Genomic DNA, 25,686 nt, shown 5'->3' on the forward strand with positions numbered 1-25,686 from the left:
ATGGAAGCGAAAAAAACGCTGCGGGAAGGATATACGACCGGGTCATGTGCGACGGCGGCGACGAAGGCGGCGCTCACGGCGCTCATTACCGGCCGGGTGCAGACGGAAGCGACGATTCGGTTGCCGATCGGACGGGCGGTGACATTTTCCGTTCAGTCGTGTACATATGATGGATCAACGGCGACAGCCGCTGTCGTGAAAGACGGCGGCGATGACCCGGACGCGACGCATGGAGCGTTGATCGTTTCGACCGTCTCATGGGCATCATCTTCGGGCGTGCATCTTGACGGCGGCGAAGGGGTCGGGCGCGTGACGAAGCCGGGCTTGCCGGTGCCGGTCGGCGAGGCGGCGATCAATCCCGTGCCGCGGAAGATGATTCGCGAAACCGCGAAGGAAGTGCTCGAGCAATACGGCATCGACCGCGGGGTGAACATCGTCATTTCCGTGCCGGGCGGCGAAGAGATCGCTAAAAAGACGTTAAATGCGAGGCTCGGCATCATCGGCGGCATTTCGATTTTAGGGACGCGCGGCATCGTCGTTCCGTTTTCGACCGCGGCCTACCGAGCGAGCATCGTGCAAGCCATTCAAGTGGCGAAAGCGAGCGGCTGCCGCCATGTCGTCATTACGACCGGGGGGCGGAGCGAGAAATACGCCATGCGGGAATATCCCGGTTTGCCGGAAGAGGCGTTTATTGAAATGGGCGATTTTGTTGGCTTTACGTTGAAGCAATGCAAGCGGCTCGGCATTGAAACGGTGTCGATGGTTGGGATGATGGGGAAATTTTCGAAAGTCGCCCAAGGAGTCATGATGGTTCACGCCAAGAGCGCGCCGGTCGATTTCGGCTTTTTGGCTCGGTTGGCGGAACAAGCCGGCGCTCCGGCACCGCTCGTTGCCGCTGTCCGCGAGGCGAATACGGCGGCGCAAGTCGGCGACATGATGCAGGAAGCGGGCTGCACAACATTTTTTCAGCTATTGTGCGAAGCGTGCTGCCGGGCGGCGCTCAACGAAGTTGGCGGCGGCATGACGGTGGAGACATCTATTTACACGATGAACGGACAACGGTTAGGAAAGGCGGTGCAGACGAATGGGAACGATTAAGCTGATCGGCATCGGCGCCGACGGTCCGGCGGGCTTGCCGGCTCTGTACAGGCGCTGGATTGAGGAAAGCGAGCTGCTTGTCGGCGGCAGGCGGCAATTGGCGATGTTTCCGGACTACAAAGGTGAAACGATCGTCGTCCGCAGCAAGCTGGCGGAACTCGTCGAGCAGCTCCGAAATGAGACGAGAACGACGGTCGTATTGGCTTCCGGCGATCCGCTCTTTTACGGGATGGGCAGCTATTTGGCGAACAAGTTGCCAATTGAGGTATATCCGGCGGTCAGCTCGGTGCAATGGGCGTTTGCGAAAATGGGGGAGTCATGGCAAGATGCCGCGTTCATCAGCGTCCACGGCCGGCCGCTGACGGGGCTTGCCCAACGCATTGACGGGCGGCGCAAAGTCGCCGTTTTGACCGATGAAACGAACTCCCCGACGGCAATCGCCCGCTATTTGCTGGAGTATGGCATGACCGAGTACGAGGCGTTTGTCGGCGAGGAGCTCGGCGGGCCGAATGAACGATGCCGGTTTTTCAAGCTCGAAGAAATGGCCGAAACCGAGTTTCTTCCATTAAATATAGTCGTGTTGAAACAGGTGGCGCCAAGCCCAACCTGGCCGCTTGGCATTGAAGATGATGAATTTTTTCAGCGCAAGCCGGATAAAGGATTGATTACGAAAAAAGAAATTCGCGTGCTGAGCTTAAGCGCTTTGCGTCTCCGCCCGGACAGCGTCGTGTGGGACATCGGCACATGCACCGGTTCAGTGGCGATTGAAGCGGCGAAAATCGCCCGTGACGGGGCGGTGTTTGCCATTGAAAAAAATGAACATGATGTCGACATTTGCCGACAAAATTTGCGCAAATTCCGCGTCGACTTGACGCTCGTTCACGGCAAAGCGCCCGATCGGCTCGACGAGTTTGCCGACCCGGACGCCATTTTTATCGGCGGCACATCGGGAGCGATGGCGCCGCTGTTGGACGTCTGTACGAAACGGCTGAAAAAAAACGGGCGCATTGTCATCAACGCGGCGACGGTCGAGACGCTCGCCGAAGCGTGCCGCGAGCTGCGCGCACGCGGGTTTCATGTCGACATTGCGCTTGCACAGGCAGCCAGAAGCAAGCCGATTTTAGAATTGACGCGCTTTGAGGCGCTCAATCCGGTATACATCATCACTGCGAAACGGGAGGGAGACGAATGACCGGCACGTTGTACGGCATCGGCGTCGGCCCGGGCGATCCGGAGCTGATGACTGTGAAGGCGTACCGCCGCCTCAAAGAAGCGGATGTGATCGCCTATCCGAAAAAAGGGCGGCAAAGCAAAAGCTATGCCGAACAAATTATTGATGCTTATTTTGCCCCGGACGAAAAACGGCGGCTCGGGCTCCATTTTCCGATGACGAAAGACGTAAGTGTGCTCGAGCCGAAATGGAACGAAGCAGCGGACGCCATTTGGGCGGAGCTGGCAGCCGGGCGTGATGTCGCCTTTGTCACGGAAGGCGATCCGTTATTGTACAGCACGTTTATTCACCTCATGAACGTGATGGAACGCCGTTATCCAGAGACGGCGATCGAAGTGGTCCCTGGCATCAGCTCGGCGAATGCCGCTGCCGCCCGTCTCCGCCTTCCGTTGGCCGACGGCGACGAGCAAGTGGCCATTGTGCCGGCGCGCGATGATTACGAAGCGATGAAAGCGGCGCTCCTTGGGCACGATTGCGTCGTCTTTTTCAAAGTAGCAAAAGTGATTGATCTCATGATTCGTCTGCTTCGCGAACTCGATTTGCTTCAGCGCGCCGCGGTCGTGACGAAAGTGACATCAGGAGAGGAAGTCATTTGGGATGCAGGGCAACTTGAAGGGGTGGAGCTTGAATATTTGACATTGTTGGTGGTGAGAAAGTGAAACTGTATATCGTAGGGGCGGGACCGGGGGCGCCGGATTTGATCACCGTCCGCGGCGCTGAACTCCTTGCCTCGGCAGACGCCATTTTTTACACGGATTCGTTAGTGAGCGAGGAACTGATTGAGCGCTACCGGAAGCCGGAAGCAGACGTCTTCCATACGGCCGGCATGCATCTGGAACAACTGGCGGCGGCCATGATTGAACAAGTGAAACAAGGACGGCTCGTCGTGCGCGTCCATACCGGCGATCCATCGATTTATGGAGCGACGCTCGAACAAATCGCCTTGTTGAAACAAGAAGGGGTTGAGATCGAGATCGTGCCCGGCGTCAGCTCGGCATTTGCCGCTGCCGCCGCCGTGCAGGCCGAACTTACCGTCCCGGAGCTGACGCAGACGGTCATTTTCACGCGCGCCGAAGGGCGGACGCCGGTGCCGCCGCGCGAAAGATTGCAAGAACTTGCGAAACATCATTGCACCCTTGTTTTCTTTTTAAGCGCCACATTGGCTAAAAAAGTGGCCGCCGCCTTGCTTGAGGCCGGTTGGAGCGGTGACACCCCGGCCGTTGCCGTGTATAAGGCGACATGGCCGGATGAAATTATCGTCCGTTCGACTGTGGCGACACTGGCCGATGATCTGCGGCGCCATGGAGTGACGAAGCATGCCATCATTTTCGCCGGCTGGGCGCTTGATCCGTACATCCATGAGCGCGGCTACCGCTCGAAACTGTACGACCGCACGTTCACGCACGGGTACCGGAAAGGGGAGAAGTAACGTGTATGCCGTTGTTGCCATTACAAAACACGGGGTAGAAATTGCCCGCCGGCTCGGCCGTGAGCTGGACGGGGCGGACGTCTATTATACGGAGAAGTTCGCCCGCGGAGACGAAGACCGATGCGGCATCCGCCTGTTTTCCGGCAATGTAAAGGCGCTGTTGCCGGAGCTGTTTGCCCGTTACGACGGCCTCATTTGCATCATTTCCCTTGGCGCGGTCGTCCGCATGATTGCTCCATTATTAAAAGATAAAAAGACCGATCCGGCGGTCGTCGTCATCGATGATAAGGCGGAACATGCGATCAGCGTTCTTTCCGGCCATTTAGGAGGGGCGAACGAATTGACGCGGCGCGTGGCTGCGATCCTTGACGCCCGACCGGTCATTACGACTGCTTCGGATGTGCAGCAAACGATCGCCGTTGATTTATTTGGCCGCGCGTTCGGCTGGGAGTGGGAATCGGCGGACAAGTTGACGCCGGTCAGTGCGGCGGTCGTCAACGAAGAGCCGGTCGCCGTCGTGCAAGAATCGGGCGAAACCGGCTGGTGGCCGGAAGGGCGTCCGCTGCCGAAAAACATTACGGTATATGACTCTATCGCTTTGGCGATGGCCGCCCGCCCGGCGGCGGCGCTTGTGGTCACCCACCGGCTGCTCGAACCGGAAGAAGAGGCGATTTTGCAAAACGGCGTGCTGTACCGTCCGAAGGTGATTGCGCTTGGCATTGGCTGCAACCGGGGGACACCGGCTGAGGAAATTGAAACGGTCATCCGCGAGACACTGGCCGAGCTCCGTTTTTCCATCAAAAGCGTTAAGGCGGTATGCACGATCGATCTGAAAAAAGATGAGCCCGGACTTCGAGAAGTTGTCGGCAAATACGGCTGGGAATTGGTGACGTACACGCCGGAACAGTTAAACGAAGTGTCGATCGAAGCGCCGTCGGAGACGGTGTATCGCTACACCGGCGCCTATGGGGTGAGCGAGCCGGCGGCGAAATTGTACAGTGGCGCCGAGACGATGGCGCTTGTCAAAAAGAAGTCCGGCAATGTGACGATTTCCGTCGCGCTCGTCGATCATCAAGCAAAGGCAAGGATGCGAAGAAAGGGGGGAGAGGCATGCGGCGATTGGTCATTGCTGCAACCGGAAGCGGCGCCGGCAAAACAACGGTGACGCTCGGGCTGATGGCGGCGCTCAAGCAAAAAGGCTACACGGTGCAAGGGTTTAAATGCGGACCGGATTACATTGATCCGACGTACCATACGGCGGTCACCGGCCGGCCGTCACGCAATTTGGACAGCTGGATGACCGGAACCGAAACGGTCCGGACGGTGTTGGCGAACGGCTGCAAGGGGGCGGATATTGCCATCATTGAAGGAGTGATGGGGCTGTTTGACGGGAAACAGCCGCTGTCCGACGACGGGTCGACGGCGGATATCGCCGCCAGTACGAAAAGTCCGGTTCTCCTTGTCGTCGATTGTTCCGGCATGGCCCGCAGCGCCGCTGCCATCGTCCGTGGCTTTCAGACGTTTCACCCTGATGTGCACATCGCCGGCGTATTTGCCAACCGCGTCGGCGGCGAGGGGCATTTCCGGCTCATCAAAGCGGCGGTCGAGCAAATGTGCGGACTGCCGGTCATCGGGTTTTTGCCGAAAGACGATGCGCTGTCGCTGCCGGAGCGCCATTTAGGGTTGGTGCCGTCCGTGGAGCGCGGAGAGCTGGATTCGTTTTTTGCTGAATTGGGACGAAAAATCGCGGCCGCGATCGATTGGGAGACGCTGCTTTCGATCGCTGAGGCGCCCGCCCTGGCGCCGTCCGCCCCGCTCATTCGCCCTTCGCGGCTGTATCGCGTGCGCGTGGCAGTGGCCAAGGATGCTGCTTTTCACTTTTACTATCCGGAAAACCTCGAGATGCTTTCTGCTTGCGGCGCCGAGCTTGTTTATTTTTCCCCGCTCGCCGGTGAACCGCTTCCCGACGGGGTGGACGGCTTGTATATCGGCGGCGGCTTTCCGGAAGAATTTGCCGCTGAATTGGCGCGCCAGACCGCGGCCAAGCAGTCGATTCGCGCCGCCATTAGGCGCGGGCTGCCGACATTGGCGGAGTGCGGCGGGTTTATGTTTTTGACCGAGCGGCTGATGACGGCCGACGGCGCAGAATACGAAATGGCCGGCGTCATTCCGGGGCGGGTGGTTATGCAGCGGAAGCTGGCCGCGCTTGGATACCGCGAAGTGTACGGAAGGAAAGGAAACTTTCTATTGCCGGAAGGGGAGCGGGCGCGCGGGCATGAGTTTCATTACTCGACGTATGAGCCGCGCGGTGACGTGCCGTTTGCCTATGAAACGAGCGGGCGGCTCGGAGCGAAGCCGGACGGCTACCTCACCCACCGGCTTGTCGCCGGCTACGTCCATTTCCATTTTGCGTCCGCTCCGGCGATGGTCGAACGGTGGCTTTCGGAATGCGAGAAGGTGAAGCACGATGGCTGACGCGCTGCCAATCATGTTTCAAGGCACTCATTCCGACGCTGGAAAAAGCGTCATTGCGACAGCGTTTTGCCGCATTTTTGCCCAAGATGGCTGGAAGACAGCGCCGTTTAAGTCACAAAACATGTCGTTAAACTCGTACGTGACACCGGACGGAAAAGAGATCGGGCGGGCGCAAGGCATTCAGGCCGAAGCGGCCGGGGTGGCGGCCCGTGCCGAGATGAACCCGATTTTAATTAAGCCAAGCCGCGAGCATGAGTCGCAAATTGTCGTGTTAGGCAAACCGTATGCCACTATGCAGGCGTTCGCCTACCGGAATGAGTTTTTTCATCGAGGGCTGGCTGTCATTCGACAGTCGCTCGAAACGTTGATGAACGAATACGATCGGATCGTCATCGAAGGGGCGGGAAGCCCGGCTGAAGTGAACTTAAACGACCGCGAGCTCGTCAATATGCGCATCGCCCGCCTCGCCGACGCCCCCGTTGTTTTAATCGGCGATATTGAGCGGGGCGGAGTGTTCGCGAGCCTCGTCGGGACGCTGACGCTTTTGGAACCCGAGGACCGAAAGCGGGTAGTCGGCGTCATCATTAACAAGTTTCACGGTGATGCGGCGTTGCTTAAGCCGGGTCTTGATTGGTTTGAACGATATACGGGCGTACCGGTGCTCGGCGTTGTCCCGTATTTGCCTGATTTGGCGATCGATGCCGAAGATTCGCTGGCGCTTGAACGCTTTGCCGCGTCGTCCGATGACAGGTGGGCGATTGACATCGCTGTCATCCGCTGCCCGAAAATCGCCAATTTTACCGATATCGATCCGCTCGTCGCCGAACCGGACTGCCGCGTCCGCTTAGTGACACACGCAGGTGAACTCGGCGAACCGGATGTCATCGTGCTGCCGGGAAGCAAAAATACGATCGAAGATCTCATGTATATGAAAAAACGGGGGCTCGCCTCCGGCATTGTGTCACTTGTCAACGAAGGAAAAACGACGGTTGTCGGTTTGTGCGGCGGCTACCAAATGCTTGGCGCTGTCATCCGCGATCCGCATGGGGTCGAAACGCCGTTTCCGGAAATGAAAGGGCTCGGGCTGTTGCCGATTGAGACGACGATCGAGCAGACGAAAACAACGGTCCGCTCGGAAGGCGTGCTCACATGGGCCGGAGAACGGTTTGCCGTGCGAGGGTACGAAATTCATATGGGCCGCTCGACGCCGCTTCCCGGCTATGCGCCGCTCATTGAGATCGGCGGCCGCGGCGAAGGAGCGAAGCGCGGCGATGAGCGGGTGTTGGGCACGTACGTGCACGATTTGTTTCATAACGATGCGTTCCGTACCGCCTTTTTCAACGCCATTCGCCGTGAAAAAGGGCTCGCCGTTTCCGGCGTCAGGCCGTTTCATTCGCTCAAAGAGATCGCGTTTGACCGGCTTGCCGCCCACGTTCGGCAGCACGTCGCGGTCGAACAGATCGAGCAGATTATGCGCCAATTCCAGAAAAGGACGGTGGAATGATGAAGATTTTCGTTCCGGCGGCCAACTGCCAGATAAAGGAAGACGCGTGTGCTTATATTGACCAGTTAACCAAACCCCCCGGCAGCCTTGGCCGCCTCGAACAGTTTGCGGCTGAACTCGCCGGGATGACCGGGAACTTGTTCCCGGAAGTGACGCCCCCGGGGGTGCTTGTTTTTGCCGCCGACCATGGCGTCGTCGTTGAAGGCGTATCCGCCTATCCGGCGGAAGTGACGGCACAAATGGTGTATAACTTTGCCCGCGGCGGGGCGGCCATCAACGTGTTTAGCCGTCGGATCGGCGCGCTGCTCGAGATCGTCGATGTCGGTGTAGCTGTTCCGATTGATAACGAGCGGGTCATTGGGAAAAAAGTGCGCCGCGGAACGGACAATTTTGCCAAAACAGAAGCGATGACGCCGGCTGAAGCCGAACAGGCGCTTCACGTTGGCTATGAGCAGGCGGTATCGATCATTGGGCAAGGCGCTCGCACGCTGATTGCTGGTGAGATGGGAATCGGCAATACGACGGCGGCCAGCGCCTTATTGGCCACCTTGACCGATGAGCCGCTCGAACGCATCGTCGGCAAAGGAACCGGCATCGCCGCCGAAAGGCTCGTCCATAAACAGGAAGTCATCCGCCAAGCGCTGGCGCTTCACCGGCCCGACCCGGCGAAGCCGCTTGAGTGGCTGGCGAAAATCGGCGGGCTCGAGATCGCTGCGATGGCCGGTGCCATGCTTGCGGCTGCCGAGCGGCGCATCCCAATTTTGCTCGACGGCTTTATTTGCACCGTTGCCGCCCTTGTCGCCCGCCAGTTTGCCCCGAACGTCGCCGACTATATGATCGCCGGTCATCGTTCCGAAGAGCCGGGGCACGGCATTGCCCTTGGTTTGTTAGGGAAAGAACCACTGATCGATTTGCGCATGCGGCTTGGTGAAGGAAGCGGAGCCGCGGTGGCGTTCCCGCTTTTGGCAGCGGCGGCGGCGATGGTGAGCGAAATGGCGACATTTTCTTCAGCGGGCGTTTCCACCGCAGAAGCGAAAGGGGAGAAGGAACGATGACGGTCGGCAAAGTGTATTTAGTGGGCGCCGGGCCGGGTGATGAAAAACTGATCACCGTTTATGGACGCGAATGTCTCGAACGCGCTGATGTCGTCATTTACGACCGGCTCGTCAATCGGAAGCTGCTCCGGTATGCGAAGCCCGACGCCGAGCTTCTTTATTGCGGCAAAGAGCCGGGAAGGCATGACACCGTTCAACAACAAATCCATGAATGGTTGGTCGAACATGCGCGTCGAGGCAAAACGGTCGTCCGTTTAAAAGGCGGCGATCCGTGCGTCTTTGGCCGCGCCGGCGAGGAAGCGGAAGTGTTGGCGAAGGCTGGGATTCCATTTGAAATCGTTCCAGGGGTGACATCGGGCATCGCAGTGCCGGCGTATGCCGGCATTCCGGTCACCCACCGCGATTACGCCGCATCATTGGCGATCGTCACCGGGCATCGGAGCGAGCGGATGGACTGGAAGGCGTTAGCCGAAGGATGCGACACAATCGTCGTGTATATGGGAGCGGCCAACTTGTCGGACATTTGCCGCCGGCTAGTTGCCGCTGGGAAGCCATACGATACACCAGCCGCCATCATTGAATGGGGGACGACCGAACGGCAGCGCACCGTGGCGGCGCCGCTTGCCGCGCTGCCGGCAGAAGCGGAAAAGGCCGGCATCTCCCATCCGGCCATGATTGTGATTGGCGATGTTGTCCGCCTGCGCGAGGTGCTGCAATGGTTTCCGGAACATCAAGGGGGCGAGTCGGTTGTCTATACGGAATCGTAACGGACGGGTGATCGTCTACACGGGTGATGGCAAAGGGAAAACGACGGCTGCCTTTGGGCTTGTGCTGCGCGCTGCCGGCCGCGGCATGAAGGTCGCCGTTTTGCAGTTTATTAAATCGCCAGAGCGCACGTATGGCGAGCAGCTGGCCCTTCGCCGCCTCGGCATCGAGGTGCATCAGCTCGGCGCCGGCTTTACATGGACGAAAACGCCCGATGTTCATCGCCAAGCGTTACAACGAGCATGGACATTGGCGAAACAGTATGTTCATTCCGGGCAATATGATCTGATCGTGCTAGATGAATTGAACAACGCTTTAGCCATCGATCGATTCCCGGTCGATGACATCTTATCGATCGAAGAGGTGCTCGAACTGATTCGCACGCGCCCGCCGTCACTCCACCTTGTCATCACCGGGCGCGCCGCCCGTCCGGAGCTGATTGCTGCCGCCGATATTGCCACTGAGATGACGCTTGTCAAGCACGACTATGAACAAGGGACGGCGGCTGCGAAAGGCATTGAATTTTGAGCGGAAACGGTTGACGGAGAAGTCTTTCCTGCTAGTCTGCCAGCGTGTAGTCCATGATAAAAAGCGGCCGAATTCGGCCGCTTTTTTGCGTCGGACTCTCCCGCTATGAGCGGCGCCGTTTGCCTTTAGGCGGAGGAACTGCTCATGGCGGCTTTCCCTATGCATCGGTGTCCGTTTTGTCGTTTTGTTCCTTATGTTGCCGCCGTCCTTTGCTGTTGTCGCCGGATGCCGGACCGTGAAGCAAAGCCATCGGGTCTTGCGTCGGCGCATTTTGATTTCGGCTTCCGCTGTTCGGTCGTTTCGTCACAGACCACACCTCCTTTAGGCGTATGACCATATCATTAGCATAGGCTGCCGAACCGTTTTTATTCGGCGGCAACCAAAAAAAACGGGAAGCGCGTTTGCGGCGCTTCCCGTATGCAATACGGCCGGATGCTGGCAAACATGGCGGCCGGAGGACGGCGGGAGTCAGCGATTAATAAACGAACGCCGTTCCCACAATAATCAACAAAATAAACAAGACGACAATTAAGGCAAAGCCGTTGCCATGCCAAGCGCCCATCCCGTTCACCTCCCTGCAAAATCTACTATATGGTATGCCATTCATTGCACGAAGGAACGGGACAACTGTCGGAAAATGACAAAATAAGAAAAACGCCTTGCTAGGAAAAGCAAAGGCGTTGTTGTCGAATGATAGTTTCTTTTTATTCCCAAATGTAGGGCGTTTCCTGATACACGTAATAGTTCAGCCAGTTGACGAACAGCAAATTGGCGTGCGAGCGCCATGTGTTGAGCGGCGGCTGGCTCGGGTCGTCATTCGGGAAGTACGACTCCGGAGGCTGGATCGGCAACCCTTTGGCCAAATCGCGCTCATATTCATCTTTTAACGTGGTGGCATCATACTCCGGATGGCCGGTCAAGAAAATGCGGCGGCCGTCGTTCGAGGTGACGAGGCAAACGCCGGCTTTGTCGGCGACCGATAAAATCATGAGCTCCGGCACTTTTTCAATGTCTTCCCGCTTGACGTCCGTATGGCGGGAGTGCGGCATGCGGAACACATCGTCAAAGCCGCGCAAAAGCTTCACATTTTTGACTTCCAGCGTATGGTTAAACACGCCGAAACATTTTTCCGGCAGCGGGTATTTCGGAATGCCGTAATGGTAATACAAGCCGGCTTGCGCTCCCCAGCAAATATGGAGCGTTGATGTGACGTTTGTTTTCGTCCATTCCATAATGTCGGTCAACTCGTCCCAGTACGTCACCTCTTCAAACGGCATTTGCTCGACCGGCGCTCCGGTGATGATCATCCCGTCAAATTTCCGATGGCGGATGTGCGGGAAAATTGTGTAAAATTGATCCAAATGATGTTTGCTCGTCGTTTTCGGTTCGTGGGTCGCCGGGCGCAAAAAGGTGACGTTCACTTGCAGCGGCGAGTTGCCGAGCAGGCGCAGCAGCTGCGTTTCCGCTTTTTCTTTTTCCGGCATTAAGTTTAAAATGACGATATTGAGCGGACGAATGTCTTGCGAATACGCCCGTTCTTCGTCCATGACGAAAATGTTTTCTTGTTCGAGTATTTCTTTAGCGGGCAAGTCTTTTGGAATGTTGATTGGCAACGATGTCCCCTCCGTTTCGTTCTCCTTTTTTAAATAATTTCATTATAAAAACTTTATGGAATTTATTCAATTCATTTTTTCCATGCAAGGAAATTTAGTGCTTGAGGTGAAAAAAGGAGGTGAATTCCGTTACAGAAAAACAAACAATATAAAGAAGTTGGAATTCCTTGTTCGAAAGACCTATCGAAGGCTGAAACACATCAGGCACAATTCTATTCATCAAATCACTGCATCTTTGGTGAAAACCAAGCCAGAGTATGTAGTCATGGAAAGTTTAAACACTCATGGAATGCTAAAGAACAGAAAGCTATCGAAAGCCATCCAAGAACAAACATTCCATGAGTTCACGAGACAGATGGAATATAAATGTGCTTGGAATGGGATCAAGTTGATACTTGCCGATCGATTCTTCCCTTCGTCTAAAACTTGTAGCCATTGTGGGGCTGTAAAAGAGAAACTTTCTTTGTCAGAAAGAACGTTTGTATGTGATGAATGTGGAAATAAAATAGACAGGGATGTGAACGCAAGTAGAAACTTAAAAAAATATGGCAAGTCAATAGCCTAGCACGTAAAGCGGCTATTGATATGTACCCTTTCGTTAGTGGGGAATTGAAGCCTTCGGAGCACCACATCCAACGAGAGTAGCTTTGGCGAAATCGGGTGCGATGAACAAGGAAAGAAACATAAACTTTTATAAAGTTTGACAAAGGCTTTATAAAAGTTTTATAAGTTTTCTGTAACGGAGAATGCATGGATCCAACAGCATTTGACAATTTGAAAACGGTGTTGGAAGGGGCGGTGTATGACGCCGACTTGCAAGGGCGCATCGCTGTCGTCGACCGCCGCGATCTCGCTGATTTGGCCCGCCTGTCGCGAGAGTATGCCATTTCGTTTCAGCTCAATGGCGTGTCCAATCCGCCAGTCACTTGTACGGCGCAGCTTTCCATTGACTTTGCTGAGCTCGTCAATGAACGGCTTCATCATCACCGGGCTGGTTGTCGGCTCGCTGTCGTGTTCACCATGCCGATCCGCCGCTCGTCCGCATGCGCCATCGTTGAAGGAACGTTGCGGACGATTTGGGGGAAAGAACGGATCATTCGACAGACGCTCAGCTGGCAGTTTCCGCATGAAGGCGGTCCATACAAAAATGAAGCGATGGTCGAATTTGCCCGCCTCATTTACGAGGAAAACGCTGCCGACTTGCCGGAGATGGTGCCGTATATGATTTCTTCGCTCGAACAGCTGCAGCCGTTATCTAGTCAATAACAGTGTAAAAAGTGGAAACCAAGCGGGAAATCAGCTATGATGGGGGTGAGGTGAGAACGATGAGCGTATACGAATTCAGCGCCAAGACGATTCGCGGGGAAGAGCAGCCGCTGTCCGCCTATCGGGGCCATGTGCTTCTCATTGTGAACACGGCCAGCCGCTGCGGGTTCACTCCGCAATATCAAGAACTGCAGCAGCTGTATGACGAATATCAAAACCGCGGGTTTGTCGTGCTTGGCTTTCCGTGCAACCAATTCGGCGGCCAAGAGCCGGGAACAGAAGAGGAAATCGAACAGTTTTGCCAGTTGAATTACGGTGTGACGTTTCCGCTGTTTGCAAAGGTGGATGTTAATGGCGGCAACGCTCATCCGCTCTTTCAATATTTGAAAGAACAAGCGCCGGGGGCGCTTGGCACGAAGGCGATCAAATGGAATTTTACGAAATTTCTCGTTGACCGCAGCGGTCAAGTCGTCGCCCGCTTCGCTCCGCAAACGAAGCCGAGCGAGTTGAAGGAAGAAATGGAACAACTGTTGTGAGGCAGCAGAAAAGAAAAAGGAGGGGATGACGGTTGCGCATTCAAGCGATTGAACCGACGCCAAGCCCGAACACGATGAAAATCTTGCTTGATGAAGAATTGCCTTCCGGCATGCGCCATAACTACAAACCGGACAACATCGGCGAAGCGCCGCCGCTCATTCAAGCGTTGATGCGCATTGATGGAGTGAAAGGCATTTACCATGTCGCTGACTTTTTGGCGATTGAGCGCCATCCGAAATACGACTGGCGCGACATTTTGGCGAAAGTGCGTGAAGTGTTCGGCGAAGAAGCGGATGACGAAGCTGAGGCAAAGCCGAAGGTGAATGAACATTTCGGCGAAGTGAAAGTGTTCGTGCAAATGTTGTACGGCCTGCCGATGCAAGTGAAGCTGATCGATGGGGAGCGCGAGCATCGTGTCGGGCTGCCGCAGCCGTTTGTTGACGCGGTCATTGAAGCGCAAAAGTACGCCGGCAACATTGTTCTTGAACGCAAATGGGTGGAAAAAGGGGTGCGCTACGGCACATTTGAAGAAATTGGCCGCGAAGTGGTGGATGAGCTGTCGGCTGCCTATCCGCCCGAGCGGCTCGAGCGGATCGTCAACATGTTCCGCCGCGGCGAGCAGGAAAAAACGGCGCAGAAGCGGCCAGGCATCAAAGTGACGAGCGAGATGCTCGACGATCCGGACTGGCGCAAACGGTACGCCGCGCTCGAGCAAATGGCGGAGCCGACGGAAGATGACATCCCGGTGCTGGCCAAAGCGTTGAAAGATGAAAAAATGGCCATCCGCCGCCTAGCGACCGCGTATTTCGGCATGATCGGCGGCAAACAGGTGCTGCCGTATTTGTATGAGGCGCTGAAAGACCCGGCAGTTGCGGTCCGCCGCACGGCCGGCGACTGTTTGTCCGACATCGGCGACCCGGAAGCCATTCCGGCGATGATGGAAGCGTTAAAGGACGAAAGCAAGCTCGTCCGCTGGCGCGCGGCTATGTTTTTGTACGAAGTCGGCGATGAATCGGCGCTTCCGGCGTTAAAAGCGGCGGAAAACGATCCGGAATTTGAAGTCAGCTTGCAAGTGAAAATGGCCATTGAACGGATCGAGGGCGGTGAAGAGGCGAAAGGCTCGGTTTGGAAACAAATGACCGAAAGCCGGAAAAAAGAAAGCAAGACAGGAGAATAAAATAGGCGCGCAGTTGGGCGCGCCTGGTTCTTTGGTTAAAAAGGTTGCTTCTTGTTAGGTCGTCACGGTTGTGTTGGAGGTCGGAGCGAATTGGACAATTTCGAGCACAATAGGGGTATTTGCTGGAATGGATCCACTTCCGGTCGGAACGGTAATGGCTAACGACCCAACGCCGGTTGCTCCCGGGGTGTATGTGGAAATGTCTGCCATTTGCAAAACGCCGTTAACATATACATTAAAGTAGCTATTATTGGTTGCTAGTGTCGGCAATTCCGTCGCTTGGCTGCCATCATCCTGCAAAAAGCTGGCCGCATCGATGGTCAATGTTGCTCCTTCTGCTGTTTCAGCTGTCGTGATATAGAAAAATCTCGTGGTGCTTGGTGCCGCTTCTGTTGTGGTAGTTGCGGCGACAAACAGCTTAATTAATTGTAAAGCCATGACAATCCCCCTTTTTATTTACTTTTCATGTTACCGCTAACCCGAAGCCAAGTGAATGCCCTTCTGTTTCTCTCATATCTGAGGCTCATTGGTCATCGGTCGGCATCATACGTTCATTTGTATTGTATGGATTGGCTAGAACGGTCGACCCGACGATTGTCGTAATGAGGGGGAAATGATAGTTTCATACTATGTATATCGGTCTGCTTCACTGATGATTTTGAGTGTGAAATGGGTAGTTTGGACTATTTTTCTGTTCTGTGATCCATTGTAATCATTGGAATGGAAAGGAATATAGTGTTTCGGGCTATCTCCTGTTGTTCTGTTGTCTTGTTTGCCATTCACTTTGTAGACAGGGGTGAATATGATAATGCTGAATCCTTTGCTGATTTAGATGATCACAAAACAATCTTGGGCGTTTGGGTGAGCAAACTAATGAAACGAGCCTCTTCATCAGAAAAACATGTGATTGCCGTTCCAAAAATATACGATTGGACTCATGCGGTACTGACCGTTCCTCTTCATATGGTGCTCCACTTTCCTCCACGCGTTTTGTCGGCGGAAACGTACCAGTACAACGCGGTATCGGATGGGATCAAAATGGTGTATACGAATGACGATGAATTGAAGGAGTATGGTGATCGTGGCATTTTAGACCCAAAAAACGTATCATGGGTCAACTTGTTTATTAACGGAGTGTTGCAGCCGGAAAAACTGTATGACGTTGCGGAAGGAAAATTGACGTTAAAAACAACGGATCCGCCGCCGAAAGGAGCGCCGATCATTCTCCAATTTATCACTATCAAAATGGGGTTTTGATCGTCCCAGGATGCGGCGGCAAAATGTCCCTTGACGCAACAAAGCCTTGGAGTCGATTCTCCAAGGCTTTGTTTGTCAACGGACGAAATAATGCTCGATAAGGTCTTGAAAGAGCGGAGAGAGCTCGTTTGGCAATGCATGAAGAGGGAAAAATTTTACCTCAAGCGATTCTTCTCCGTCTTCTTTCAGCTCGCCGCCGCGGATATCGCGGGTGCGGTACACCACGGTCACCGGATAATATTGGTCGCCGTTTGGCAGCTGAACAAAATATTTTTTGCCAGAAAACACATCGATCAATTCAAGTTCACCGATTTCAAGGCCGGTTTCTTCCAACACTTCCCGCCGGCCTGCTTCCTCTGTCGATTCGCCGAGCTCCAACAAGCCGCCGGGGATTCCCCACCGTCCGTCGCGGCGCTTTTGCAGCAAAATCCGTCCACCATCATCAATGACAGCGACGCCGACGCCGACTAAAATGACCGGCCGGGTTCCGACCATTTTTCGCAGTTCTTCAATGTATCCCATCCGCTGCGCTCCTTTCGTTTCCCTCTCCGTTCGGTTATTTATTCTATGTTCGGCGGCGGCCGGCGGCCGCGGCGGCTGCTAGAGGGCGGAAAGAAATTGATGAATGTAGAGAGCCCTTTCCATCGGTCGCTTTTGAAATTCGGCAAATCCGGCTTCCCCATTGGAGAAGGACGTTTTCGCGCCGCATCGGCGCTGCATTGCCGCTGTTTAGATAGCGGGCGGACGAGCGCTTTGTTTCGCTGCCGGCGCCAAAAAAGAAGAACATAGTTTTCGCTGCCGCCGACAGCCGTCTTCGTTGATTTTTCTGCTTGAAGTATAGTATGCTGATAGCACAGCAACGATCAGAGGGAGGAGTGATGGCCATGTCGATGGCGTACGAAGAATATATGCGTCAGCTCGTGCAGCCGATGCGTGATGAGCTCGTCCGCGCTGGCTTCCGCGAACTGCGCACGAGCGAGGAAGTGGAACAGTTTATGGAGAAAGCGGAAGGAACGACCTTTGTCTTTGTCAACTCGGTGTGCGGATGCGCTGCTGGGTTGGCGCGCCCGGCGGCGACGCAGGCGGTGCTGCGGAGCGAGAAAAAACCGGATCATTTAGTCACGGTGTTTGCCGGCCAAGATAAAGAGGCGACAGCGAAAATGCGCGAGTATTTTGTCGGCTATCCGCCGTCCTCGCCGTCGATGGCGCTTGTAAAGGGAAAAGAAGTCGTTCATTTCATTCCGCGCGAAGACATCGAGTTTCATTCGATGGAAGAGGTCATGGAAAACGTGTTAGCCGCATTTGACAAACATTGCGGCTGATCGATACGCACTCTGTCATCGCGAGCTGTCCGCCCGGCGGCTTGGCACCGCTGCTTTTTCAGCCTGGGCGGGCAAGAGGTTGCCTTTTCGAAATGTCCGAATGGGTTCGCATACAACAGCGCGCCGGCGGGAACGATAAAGGCGGAGGTGATCGGCGTGCCGAAGCGGAAAAAAGACCGTTCGAAAACGGGCGTCAGCGCCCCGAATGTGAGAGGGCAAGGGACGACGGAAACGGAGACCGGTGCGTTCGCGCTTGACTCCGCCCGCAAAAAAACGAAAATTGATTAAAAAGGAGCTCCTTGTGCGGAGCTCCTTTTCCTTCATCGCCGTTAGGCGTTGGCGATGCAGCTGTAAATAAAATAAAGCAACGTAATGAGGCTGGCCGCAAAAAAGATGGTCGTCATGTTCGTTTTCCCGCCTTTCTGTCTATATTTTCCCCTTGAACATATGGTACACTATTCATATAACCATAGTATATACCAATAAAAGCAAGAAGGAAAAGCGGTTTTTGCCTTGGCAAGGGAGAGGAAGGACAATGAAAAAAGCGAAACGAATGAACGCGTTCTCCGCGTCCATTTTTGCCGAACTGGCAGCGTACCGCCAACAGCGGCGCCATCTTCATGACGAATGGATCGACTTAAGCGTCGGCAGCCCGGATTTGCCGCCGGCGCTGTTTGTGCGCGAGGCGATCGCTCGCTACGCCGGGGAGCCAAACGCCTACGGATATACATTAAAAGGCATTCGCGACTTTCACGAGGCGGTCGCCGATTACTACCGGACGGCGCACGGGGTTGTGTTGAATCCAGAGACGGAAGTGACGTATGTCATCGGGTCGCAAGACGGCCTTGTCCATTTGCCGATGGTGTTTGCTGACCCGGGCGATGTCATTTTGGTGCCGGACCCTGGATATCCGGCGTACGCTGCTGGTGTGGCCATGGCCGAAGCGGTGCCGTATTTTATGCCATTGAAGGAAGAAAACGGCTTTTTGCCTGATTTGCATGCCATTCCAGAGGGGATCGCCAAACGGGCGGCGATCATGTTTCTTAACTTTCCGGGGAATCCGGTGCCCGCCGTTGCGACCGAATCGTTTTATCGCGACGTGGTCGAGTTTGCGAAGCGGTACGACGTGCTTGTCGTCTCCGATTTTGCTTATGGCGAGCTGTATTACGACGGAAACAAACCAGTGAGCTTTCTTTCCATCCCCGGGGCGAAAGACGTCGGGGTGGAAATCAACTCGCTGTCCAAAAGCTATCACATGGCCGGCTGCCGAATCGGCTATTTGTGCGGCAATGCCGACGTGATTCGCGCGTTTGCCGAGTTTAAATCCAATTTGGACTACGGCATTTTTTGGCCGATTCAAAAGGCGGCTGCGGAAGCGCTTCGTTATGGTGCTGATTTTTGTGCGGAAAGCCGCGCCATCTATCAAGCGCGCCGCGATGCGTTCATTAACGGATTGACGGAGATCGGCTGGGAAGTGGACCGTCCGCCAGCGGGCATGTTTGTTTGGGCGAAAGTCCCGGACGGCTGGACATCGCTCTCGTTTGCGAAGACGCTGATTGACCGTGCCGGGGTTGTGGTGACGCCCGGACATGCGTTTGGGCCGAGCGGCGAAGGCTATGTACGTATTGCCCTCGTCCAGCCGAAAGATGTGCTATGCCGTGCCGTCGAGAAACTGCGGGCGAGCGGCTTGTTCGAGCGGCTGGCCGCCGACCGACGATAACGGAGGTGGGACGCGATGAAGCTGCCGGCATGGCTTCGGAAAACGCTTGTTGCCGCGATCACCGTTTGTACGTTTGGTCTTGTGACACCGCCCGCGTCGCTTCTTGCGGCCGAGGAGCCGCCAGCTGACGATGCGCCATCTTCCGATTGGCAACATAATGCTGCAAGTTCGGCGGCGGAGGCGGCTTCGCTCACCCGCGCCCAATTTGTCGAGCAGACGGTGGAAAAAGCGATGGTTCAGTCGCATGAAAAGTTTGGCCGCAAAATCGCTCCCGTGATTGAGGATGAGTTTCGCGCCGTCATTTTGCCGCGCATTGAGGAAGTGATCGCCGAGCTCGCCGGGCGCTATCCAGAAGAAGAGCTTCGCTATTTAGCCGTATCAGAAAATCCGTCTGGCGGGCAAGGCGAACGCATTTTCCATATTTACCGCGCCGATACGGGAGAAGATGTCATTCGCTTCCACGTCCGCCGTGAACATCCGCCGCAAGACGGGTATTGGTTCCAATTTCATTACCATACGCGCGATGACGGATTTCAAGCCCATTATGAATTAGGAAAAATTTATTGGTCAAAAAATACGCCGCCGAACTGGCGGACGTAGCAGGCCGCGGTTCTTTCCTTATTTTGCGCGTTTTTCCCCGCTTCTTCGTATGTTATCATTTAATAGAATACGAGATTGAAAGAAGCGGGGGACAACGATGAAACGGTTACTGATTAGTTTGCTGGCGGCGCTGTTCGCCGTTCCGCTTCTGTCGCTTTCGCCGTACCCGGCCGCGCACGGTGTGCTGCTTGAAGAAAGCGGCCTTGATGTTCAGTCGGTCCCATCGTATGATGTGCTTAGCCGCATCGTCATCGTTCCGGAGGCGGACTTTTCGCCTGAGGAAGCCAATGAGACGATTCGGACGCTTGCTCGTATTGACCGCGGCATTTTAGAGCGGGCGGCGAACCACCATATTTATATTCAATTGTTGACAGGCCCGATTACCGATGAACCGGCCGCCCGCCATTTGCGCGGGAAAACGCCGCGCGGCTATGCGCCGGGGTCAAAAACGTGGGATGAGGTGCCGGGCCTTGGCGGGTCACATTTAGTGCTCGTCCGCCTCGGCCATAGTGAAAAAGGAAAAGGGCACGGCTCGGTCAACTTAGAGCTGCATGAATTTGCCCATTCGTTAGATCACATCGTCTTTGAGCGCATTCACGAAACGGACGAATTTCAAGCGATTTGGCGCGAGGAAGCGCCGCGGCTGTTTCCTGGCGAATCTTATTTTTTAACGTATCCGGAAGAGTATTTTGCTGAATCGTTCGCCTATTATTATGCAAGCGACGAGACGCGGGAAACGCTGCGGACGGCGGCGCCGGACACATACGCCTTCATCCGCCGGCTGGCGGAGCGAGCCTCATAAGAAGGCTCTTTTTTTTCGTGATGAGAGCGGCGCTTTATGATATGATAAAGCGTGAGGTGAGGACATTGCGGCAATATTTGCAGCTATTGGAGGATATTTTGGAAAACGGCGTCGAAAAGGAGGACCGGACCGGTGTCGGCACGCTGTCGGTGTTCGGCCGCCAGCTGCGGTTTAATTTACAGGACGGATTCCCGCTCGTGACGACGAAAAAGTTACATATCCGCTCGATCATTTATGAACTGCTTTGGTTTTTAAAAGGAGACACGAATGTCCGCTATTTGCAGGAAAACGGCGTGACGATTTGGGATGAGTGGGCCGACGAAAACGGTGATCTTGGGCCTGTGTACGGGGCGCAATGGCGGTCATGGAAAGGGGCGGACGGGAAAACGGTCGACCAAATCGCCTGGGTCGTTGAGGAGATCAAGAAAAATCCGAACTCGCGCCGGCTGCTTGTGAGCGCCTGGAATGTGGCGGAGTTAGACGAGATGAAGCTGCCGCCGTGCCATTATGCGTTTCAGTTTTATGTGGCGGGCGGCCGGTTGTCGTGCATGTGGCAGCAGCGCTCCGTCGATACGTTCTTAGGCTTGCCGTTTAATATCGCCAGCTACGCGCTGTTGACGCATATGATCGCCGAGCAGTGCGGGCTTGATGTCGGCGAGCTGATTTTCACCGGCGGGGATGTCCATTTGTATAAAAACCATGTTGAGCAGGCCAAACTGCAGCTGACGCGCGAGCCGCGCCCGCTGCCAAAGCTCGTGATCAAACGGAAGCCGCCATCCATTTTTGACTATGAATACGACGATTTTGACATCGTCGGCTATGATCCTCATCCGGCGATTAAAGCGCCGGTGGCGGTGTAAAGGAGCGGAAGCGATGATCTCGCACATTGTGGCGATGGACGAAAATCGGGTGATCGGCAAAGACAACCGGCTGCCGTGGCATTTGCCGGCCGATTTAGCGTATTTCAAACAGGTAACGATGGGGCATGCCATCGTGATGGGGCGCAAAACGTTTGAAGCGATCGGCCGGCCGCTTCCCGGCCGGGAAAACGTCGTCGTGACGCGCAACCATCAGTTTCGCCCGGAAGGCTGCCTCGTGCTCCACTCCCTTGAGGAAGTCAAGCAATGGATCGCGGCGCGCGGTGATGAAGTGTTTGTCATCGGTGGAGCCGAGCTGTTTGAAGCGACGATGCCGATCGCCGATCGGCTGTACGTGACGAACATTTTCGCTTCGTTCCCCGGCGATACGTTTTACCCGCCCATTTCCGAAAAAGAGTGGAAAATCGTCTCCTATACGCCGGGAATCAAAGATGAAAAAAATCCGTATGAGCACGCCTTTCTCATTTATGAGCGGAAAAAAGCGGAATGAGTGCGGGGGCCGGTGAGCGGGAAAACAGGGCGCGTGTTGCCAAACGGCAAGGCGCGCCTTTTTGCATAGAAGCGGGGCGAAAAAGGAACGATAACCATATACAACAATGTTGGAAATGGAGGAAGACGATGAGGCATATCGTTCCGTTTATCGTCAAGCTTGCCGCTTGGAGCGTCGTTTTATTTTCGATGTTTACAATTTTTAATGCTCCGCTTTCTTTGATTTCAGTCATGACGATCATAACGGCGCTCGTTTCCTACGTCGTCGGCGATTTGTTTGTGTTGCCGCGCGTTGGAAACTTTGTCGCCGCCGCCCTTGATGTGCCGCTCTCCTTTTTGCTTGTATGGCCTGTGAGCTTTGCGTTGTTTGCCCCGACAGTCAATATGGCGTACGCCGCCTTTTTCAGCTCGCTCGCCATCGGCGCGGTCGAGGCGTTTTTCCATTTGTATATGGAAAACCATGTGCTCGAGGAGGCAGGGCGGGAAGAGGCGTATCGCTGGTATGATGAGGGAAGGTGGGCAACGGAGTTCGCCGAGGAACAGGAGTTCAAAAAAGAGGACGACCGGACGTAACGCCGGTCGTTTTCTTATAAAGAACAAAAAACTTTTCGAAAATTCCCTTTTCTTTTTGCGGATTTGTGATATAATCTACAAATCAAAGACAACTTAGAAAAGAAAGGGAACGAGAATATGGAACAACAACTAAAACGGAAACAAGGGGCGGTGTACGTCGAGGACATTTTGATCGCGTATCATACGCTAAAAGACGTTGTTTTCCATACGCCGCTGCAAAAAAACCCGCTTTTGTCCGAGCGCTACGGGTGCAACGTCTACTTGAAGCGCGAAGACTTGCAAGTCGTGCGTTCATTTAAGTTGCGCGGAGCGTACAACCGGATGAAGCATTTAACCGATGAGGAGCGAAGCAGCGGGATCGTATGCGCCAGCGCCGGCAACCATGCCCAAGGGGTTGCCTATTCATGCCGGGCGCTCGGGGTGCACGGAAAAATTTATATGCCGGCGACAACGCCTCGGCAAAAAGTGTCGCAAGTGCAGCTGTTTGGCAAAGACATGGTCGAGATCGTCCTTGTCGGCGACACGTTTGACGACTCATACAACGAAGCAGTGAAATGCGCGGAAGCCGAAGGGCGCACGTTTATCCACCCGTTTGATGACGAATACGTCATCGCCGGGCAAGGAACCATCGGTGTTGAGGTGTTAAACGACTGTGACGAACCGATCGACTTTTTGTTCGCCAGCATCGGCGGCGGAGGACTGATGGCCGGGCTGGGGACATATGTGAAAAGCATCTCGCCGGCGACCAAAGTGGTCGGCGTCGAGCCGGCCGGCGCTCCGTCGATGAAAGCGGCGCTTGAACAAGGTCATGTCGTGACGCTTGGGGAGATTGACAAGTTCGTCGACGGCGCCGCGGTCAAAACGGTCGGGGAAAAAACGTTTGCCCTATGCCGGGAAGTGCTCGACGATATCGTTGTCGTTCCAGAAGGAAAAGTATGCACAACGATTTTAGAACTGTACAACGAAAACGCCATCGTCGCCGAACCGGCGGGAGCGCTCCCGATTGCCGCCCTTGAGTTTTACAAAGAGCAAATCCGCGGCAAAACGGTTGTTTGCGTCGTGAGCGGCGGCAACAACGACATCGACCGGATGCAGGAAATTAAAGAGCGCTCGATGATTTATGAAGGGTTACAGCACTATTTCATCGTCAACTTCCCGCAGCGGGCCGGAGCGCTGCGCGAGTTTTTAGATGAGGTGCTCGGTCCGACCGATGACATCACTCGGTTTGAATATACGAAGAAAAACAATAAAGAAAGCGGACCGGCGCTCGTCGGCATCGAGCTAAAACGGCGCGAAGACTATGCGCCGCTCATTGAACGGATGAAGAAAAAAGGGTTTCCGTTCCAAGAAGTGAATAAAGATCCGAACTTATTCCATTTGCTGATTTGAACAAAAAAGCGCGAAAAAAGTCGGAAAGATTTCGCTGTATTCCGACATACTTTTTCACCGGATTGGTGTATAATATAAGTAAATCGGTGAAAAAAGAGGATTGATATTTTGCTATTCAAAAGCCTCGAGTTTCAAAACGCGTATGGGCAGAAAGTGAAGATTATCGAAATTCCTGTATTGGAGGAAGAGAACACGTACCGATTTATGATCCAGCTTCGCTTGGAGGCGTTTATTGCCAAAGTGTACCGATCAAGGACCAACCGTTCTGTTTACTCGTTCCGCGAACATTTGAAGAAAGTGCTGAAATGGCCGGTATATGAACAAATCTTTAAAGAAACAGTGTTGAAACATAACGCGTAACGATGGTTGTTTTGCCCATTGCGGCAAAACAACTTTTTTTTGGTGGGATTTTGGCCGGTTTCATTATATAATGGAAACGAGATGGCGCCGGGCATAAGAGTGAATAAAAAACAGCCGGACAGAGAGGAAAGGCAGTTTGAATGCAAAACAATGAAGAAGAAGGATGAGCGATCAATGTGGAAACGGATCATGATGATCATCGCAGTTTGTTTGCTTGCCGCGTGCGGAAAAACGATCCCGGATGCAAAAAACTGGCCGGTTGCCGATTTTACGTTCGTCGATCAATCCGGTGAACCGTTCGGACTTCGCGATTTGAAGGGAAAAGTATGGGTGGCCGACTTTATTTTTACGAACTGTGAAACGGTTTGCCCGCCGATGACCGCCCATATGGCCAAATTGAAGGAGAAGGCGGAAGAAAAAGGGCTGGACGTCGAATTTGTTTCGTTCAGCGTCGACCCGGAAGTTGACACACCGGAAAAATTGACCGCCTATGCGAAACAGTTTACGGACGACCTAGCAAACTGGCATTTGCTGACCGGATACAGTCCGGCTGAAATTAGCGAGCTGGCGCAAAAAAGCTTTAAAACGATCGTGCAAAAGCCGGTCAACGACGATCAAGTCATCCATGGCACAAGCTTTTATCTAGTCGGCCCGGACGGCAAGGTCGTCCAAACGTACAACGGTGTGCAAGATGTGCCGTACGACACGATTTTAGAGCATATTGAGATTTTGCAATCGTCGCGATAAGGCAAAAACGGCCGCAACCGTTTTGCCTTCTTTTCGTCTTTTCCCCTGTTGCGTCAAAAGGCAGGTGTCAAACATGAAACGATGGGGATGGCTAATCGCGGTGGGTTTGTTTCTTGCCGGCTGCACCGCTTTTTCAACCGGCGGGAAGCCGGAGCGTCCGCATGAAGCCGCTGTCACACCGTCAGAGGCCAAGCCGCTGCCAAAAGACATTCATCTCGTCGCCTTAGGCGACTCGTTGACGGAAGGGGTTGGGGACGGTGAAGGAAAAGGGGGGTATGTCGGCCGCCTTGTCCCGCTCCTTGCGGCAGAAGATCGAGTGCGGACGGTAACGGTGGCGAATTTCGGCAAGCGCGGCCGGCGTCTCGCTGAACTCGAGCCCGTCGTTGCCGCCCATCAAGGGGAGATTGGGCGGGCGGATTTGATTTTGTTGACGATCGGCGGCAACGATGTAATGAATGTCGTCCGCTCGCATTTTTTTGACTTGTCATATGAGCGGTTTGCCAAAGAGAGCAAGGCGTTTGCTGACCGGCTCGACCATCTGTTGATTTCACTGCGCATCGCCAACCCGGATGCGGTCATCGTGCTTGTCGGCTTATACAATCCGTTTTCAACGACGCTGCCGAACATTCCAGAAATCGATGACGTCATTGCCGATTGGAACAAGACAAGCGCGGCGGTGCTTTCCCGTTACGACCGGACGATCTTCGTTGATATTCAAGATATCTTCGCCGATCGTGATGAGCTGCTCCACCGCGATGAATTTCATCCGAACGCCGCGGGGTATGAACAGATTGCTGTGCGCGTGTACTACGCGTTGAACGAGCGAAAAGCGTGGTGGGTGAACTGATGGAAGAAAAACAGGTGAGAATAA

At 54.5% G+C, this 25,686-nt stretch carries 32 protein-coding genes; 27 read left to right on the top strand and 5 right to left on the bottom strand.

The window, feature by feature from the left end; translation table 11 throughout:
* The 10 genes from GS3922_RS07510 to cobO are packed head-to-tail and all read left to right on the top strand — an operon-like array spanning window position 1 to window position 10,085.
* The gene (locus GS3922_RS07510) at window positions 1-1,098 is read left to right on the top strand and encodes a cobalt-precorrin-5B (C(1))-methyltransferase (RefSeq protein WP_063165833.1); all 1,098 of its coding nucleotides are present in this window, start codon (window positions 1-3) and stop codon (window positions 1,096-1,098) included.
* Window positions 1,085-2,290 carry a bifunctional cobalt-precorrin-7 (C(5))-methyltransferase/cobalt-precorrin-6B (C(15))-methyltransferase gene (locus GS3922_RS07515; protein WP_063165834.1) on the top strand — a complete coding sequence of 402 codons (1,206 nt, stop codon included), beginning with the start codon at window positions 1,085-1,087 and terminating at the stop codon, window positions 2,288-2,290. Before GS3922_RS07510 ends, GS3922_RS07515 begins: the two co-directional genes overlap by 14 nt.
* A complete protein-coding gene (gene cobI / locus GS3922_RS07520) occupies window positions 2,287-2,988 on the top strand; it encodes a precorrin-2 C(20)-methyltransferase (RefSeq protein WP_063165835.1) in 702 nt (233 codons plus the stop codon). The genes GS3922_RS07515 and cobI overlap by 4 nt, the downstream gene beginning before the upstream one ends.
* Entirely contained in the window at window positions 2,985-3,758 is a 774-nt protein-coding gene (gene cobM, locus GS3922_RS07525; protein ID WP_063165836.1) for a precorrin-4 C(11)-methyltransferase, read from the top strand. Before cobI ends, cobM begins: the two co-directional genes overlap by 4 nt.
* Window position 3,759: 1 nt before the next feature.
* On the top strand, window positions 3,760-4,923 hold the full coding sequence (locus GS3922_RS07530) for a cobalt-precorrin 5A hydrolase (protein ID WP_063165837.1): 1,164 nt from the start codon (window positions 3,760-3,762) through the stop codon (window positions 4,921-4,923).
* Window positions 4,869-6,233 (top strand): cobyrinic acid a,c-diamide synthase CobB, encoded by a 1,365-nt coding sequence (locus GS3922_RS07535; RefSeq protein ID WP_063165838.1) that lies wholly within the window; start codon window positions 4,869-4,871, stop codon window positions 6,231-6,233. The genes GS3922_RS07530 and GS3922_RS07535 overlap by 55 nt, the downstream gene beginning before the upstream one ends.
* Entirely contained in the window at window positions 6,226-7,737 is a 1,512-nt protein-coding gene (locus tag GS3922_RS07540; protein ID WP_063165839.1) for a cobyric acid synthase, read from the top strand. Before GS3922_RS07535 ends, GS3922_RS07540 begins: the two co-directional genes overlap by 8 nt.
* Window positions 7,737-8,792 (top strand): nicotinate-nucleotide--dimethylbenzimidazole phosphoribosyltransferase, encoded by a 1,056-nt coding sequence (gene cobT / locus GS3922_RS07545; protein ID WP_063167347.1) that lies wholly within the window; start codon window positions 7,737-7,739, stop codon window positions 8,790-8,792. Before GS3922_RS07540 ends, cobT begins: the two co-directional genes overlap by 1 nt.
* Window positions 8,789-9,559 carry a uroporphyrinogen-III C-methyltransferase gene (gene cobA, locus GS3922_RS07550; protein WP_063165840.1) on the top strand — a complete coding sequence of 257 codons (771 nt, stop codon included), beginning with the start codon at window positions 8,789-8,791 and terminating at the stop codon, window positions 9,557-9,559. Before cobT ends, cobA begins: the two co-directional genes overlap by 4 nt.
* Window positions 9,546-10,085 carry a cob(I)yrinic acid a,c-diamide adenosyltransferase gene (gene cobO / locus GS3922_RS07555; protein WP_063167348.1) on the top strand — a complete coding sequence of 180 codons (540 nt, stop codon included), beginning with the start codon at window positions 9,546-9,548 and terminating at the stop codon, window positions 10,083-10,085. Before cobA ends, cobO begins: the two co-directional genes overlap by 14 nt.
* Before the next feature lie 157 nt (window positions 10,086-10,242).
* Here the strand turns inward: cobO and GS3922_RS17840 are convergent, their stop codons facing one another.
* The 3 genes from GS3922_RS17840 to metA form a co-directional block, all read right to left on the bottom strand.
* Entirely contained in the window at window positions 10,243-10,392 is a 150-nt protein-coding gene (locus tag GS3922_RS17840; protein WP_168157880.1) for a hypothetical protein, read from the bottom strand.
* A 168-nt stretch (window positions 10,393-10,560) separates the two neighbouring features.
* The gene (locus GS3922_RS17165) at window positions 10,561-10,647 is read right to left on the bottom strand and encodes a YjcZ family sporulation protein (protein WP_081207337.1); all 87 of its coding nucleotides are present in this window, start codon (window positions 10,645-10,647) and stop codon (window positions 10,561-10,563) included.
* A 142-nt stretch (window positions 10,648-10,789) separates the two neighbouring features.
* On the bottom strand, window positions 10,790-11,698 hold the full coding sequence (gene metA / locus GS3922_RS07560) for a homoserine O-acetyltransferase MetA (protein WP_063165841.1): 909 nt from the start codon (window positions 11,696-11,698) through the stop codon (window positions 10,790-10,792).
* A gap of 82 nt (window positions 11,699-11,780) precedes the next feature.
* Here metA and GS3922_RS07565 point away from each other — a divergent pair, with 82 nt between their 5' ends.
* The 4 genes from GS3922_RS07565 (at window position 11,781) to GS3922_RS07580 (ending at window position 14,678) form a co-directional block, all read left to right on the top strand.
* On the top strand, window positions 11,781-12,263 hold the full coding sequence (locus GS3922_RS07565) for an RNA-guided endonuclease InsQ/TnpB family protein (protein WP_225995651.1): 483 nt from the start codon (window positions 11,781-11,783) through the stop codon (window positions 12,261-12,263).
* Between the two features lie 185 nt (window positions 12,264-12,448).
* Window positions 12,449-12,964: a hypothetical protein gene (locus GS3922_RS07570; protein WP_063165842.1), complete on the top strand. Its 516-nt coding sequence runs from the start codon at window positions 12,449-12,451 to the stop codon at window positions 12,962-12,964.
* Window positions 12,965-13,023: 59 nt separating this feature from the next.
* Window positions 13,024-13,500: a glutathione peroxidase gene (locus GS3922_RS07575; protein ID WP_063165843.1), complete on the top strand. Its 477-nt coding sequence runs from the start codon at window positions 13,024-13,026 to the stop codon at window positions 13,498-13,500.
* Between the two features lie 32 nt (window positions 13,501-13,532).
* The gene (locus GS3922_RS07580; protein ID WP_063165844.1) at window positions 13,533-14,678 is read left to right on the top strand and encodes a conserved virulence factor C family protein; all 1,146 of its coding nucleotides are present in this window, start codon (window positions 13,533-13,535) and stop codon (window positions 14,676-14,678) included.
* Window positions 14,679-14,732: 54 nt separating this feature from the next.
* Here the strand turns inward: GS3922_RS07580 and GS3922_RS07585 are convergent, their stop codons facing one another.
* Window positions 14,733-15,116: a DUF4183 domain-containing protein gene (locus tag GS3922_RS07585; RefSeq protein ID WP_063165845.1), complete on the bottom strand. Its 384-nt coding sequence runs from the start codon at window positions 15,114-15,116 to the stop codon at window positions 14,733-14,735.
* Between the two features lie 435 nt (window positions 15,117-15,551).
* Between GS3922_RS07585 and GS3922_RS07590 the strand changes: the two genes are divergently transcribed.
* On the top strand, window positions 15,552-15,935 hold the full coding sequence (locus GS3922_RS07590) for a DUF4183 domain-containing protein (protein ID WP_063165846.1): 384 nt from the start codon (window positions 15,552-15,554) through the stop codon (window positions 15,933-15,935).
* A 75-nt stretch (window positions 15,936-16,010) separates the two neighbouring features.
* Here GS3922_RS07590 and GS3922_RS07595 read toward each other — a convergent pair whose 3' ends face one another.
* Window positions 16,011-16,457, bottom strand: a complete 447-nt coding sequence (locus tag GS3922_RS07595; protein WP_063165847.1) for an NUDIX hydrolase — start codon at window positions 16,455-16,457, stop codon at window positions 16,011-16,013.
* 362 nt (window positions 16,458-16,819) lie between these two features.
* Here GS3922_RS07595 and GS3922_RS07605 point away from each other — a divergent pair, with 362 nt between their 5' ends.
* From GS3922_RS07605 to GS3922_RS07655, 12 genes are all read left to right on the top strand, one after another.
* A complete protein-coding gene (locus tag GS3922_RS07605; RefSeq protein ID WP_063165849.1) occupies window positions 16,820-17,257 on the top strand; it encodes a BrxA/BrxB family bacilliredoxin in 438 nt (145 codons plus the stop codon).
* 156 nt (window positions 17,258-17,413) lie between these two features.
* Window positions 17,414-17,545 (top strand): YuzL family protein, encoded by a 132-nt coding sequence (locus GS3922_RS17170; RefSeq protein WP_081207586.1) that lies wholly within the window; start codon window positions 17,414-17,416, stop codon window positions 17,543-17,545.
* Window positions 17,546-17,792: 247 nt separating this feature from the next.
* The gene (locus tag GS3922_RS07610) at window positions 17,793-18,977 is read left to right on the top strand and encodes an LL-diaminopimelate aminotransferase (protein WP_063165850.1); all 1,185 of its coding nucleotides are present in this window, start codon (window positions 17,793-17,795) and stop codon (window positions 18,975-18,977) included.
* 21 nt (window positions 18,978-18,998) lie between these two features.
* Window positions 18,999-19,577, top strand: a complete 579-nt coding sequence (locus GS3922_RS07615; protein ID WP_409071371.1) for a YpjP family protein — start codon at window positions 18,999-19,001, stop codon at window positions 19,575-19,577.
* Between the two features lie 97 nt (window positions 19,578-19,674).
* Complete coding sequence (locus tag GS3922_RS07620; protein ID WP_063165852.1) at window positions 19,675-20,379, top strand: anthrax toxin lethal factor-related metalloendopeptidase; 705 nt, start codon at window positions 19,675-19,677, stop codon at window positions 20,377-20,379.
* A 65-nt stretch (window positions 20,380-20,444) separates the two neighbouring features.
* A complete protein-coding gene (gene thyA, locus GS3922_RS07625; protein WP_063165853.1) occupies window positions 20,445-21,239 on the top strand; it encodes a thymidylate synthase in 795 nt (264 codons plus the stop codon).
* Between the two features lie 13 nt (window positions 21,240-21,252).
* Window positions 21,253-21,747, top strand: a complete 495-nt coding sequence (locus GS3922_RS07630; protein WP_063165854.1) for a dihydrofolate reductase — start codon at window positions 21,253-21,255, stop codon at window positions 21,745-21,747.
* A 128-nt stretch (window positions 21,748-21,875) separates the two neighbouring features.
* On the top strand, window positions 21,876-22,319 hold the full coding sequence (locus GS3922_RS07635; RefSeq protein ID WP_063165855.1) for a YndM family protein: 444 nt from the start codon (window positions 21,876-21,878) through the stop codon (window positions 22,317-22,319).
* 117 nt (window positions 22,320-22,436) lie between these two features.
* Window positions 22,437-23,708 (top strand): threonine ammonia-lyase IlvA, encoded by a 1,272-nt coding sequence (gene ilvA, locus GS3922_RS07640; protein WP_063165856.1) that lies wholly within the window; start codon window positions 22,437-22,439, stop codon window positions 23,706-23,708.
* A 108-nt stretch (window positions 23,709-23,816) separates the two neighbouring features.
* Entirely contained in the window at window positions 23,817-24,068 is a 252-nt protein-coding gene (locus GS3922_RS07645) for a YpmP family protein (RefSeq protein ID WP_063165857.1), read from the top strand.
* 174 nt (window positions 24,069-24,242) lie between these two features.
* Window positions 24,243-24,815, top strand: coding sequence for an SCO family protein (locus GS3922_RS07650; protein WP_063165858.1), 573 nt, complete (start codon window positions 24,243-24,245; stop codon window positions 24,813-24,815).
* Window positions 24,816-24,888: 73 nt separating this feature from the next.
* Window positions 24,889-25,662, top strand: a complete 774-nt coding sequence (locus GS3922_RS07655) for an SGNH/GDSL hydrolase family protein (RefSeq protein WP_063165859.1) — start codon at window positions 24,889-24,891, stop codon at window positions 25,660-25,662.
* Window positions 25,663-25,686 lie beyond the last annotated feature (24 nt).

Origin of the sequence: Geobacillus subterraneus, assembly GCF_001618685.1 — a bacterium.
Lineage (GTDB): Bacteria > Bacillota > Bacilli > Bacillales > Anoxybacillaceae > Geobacillus > Geobacillus subterraneus.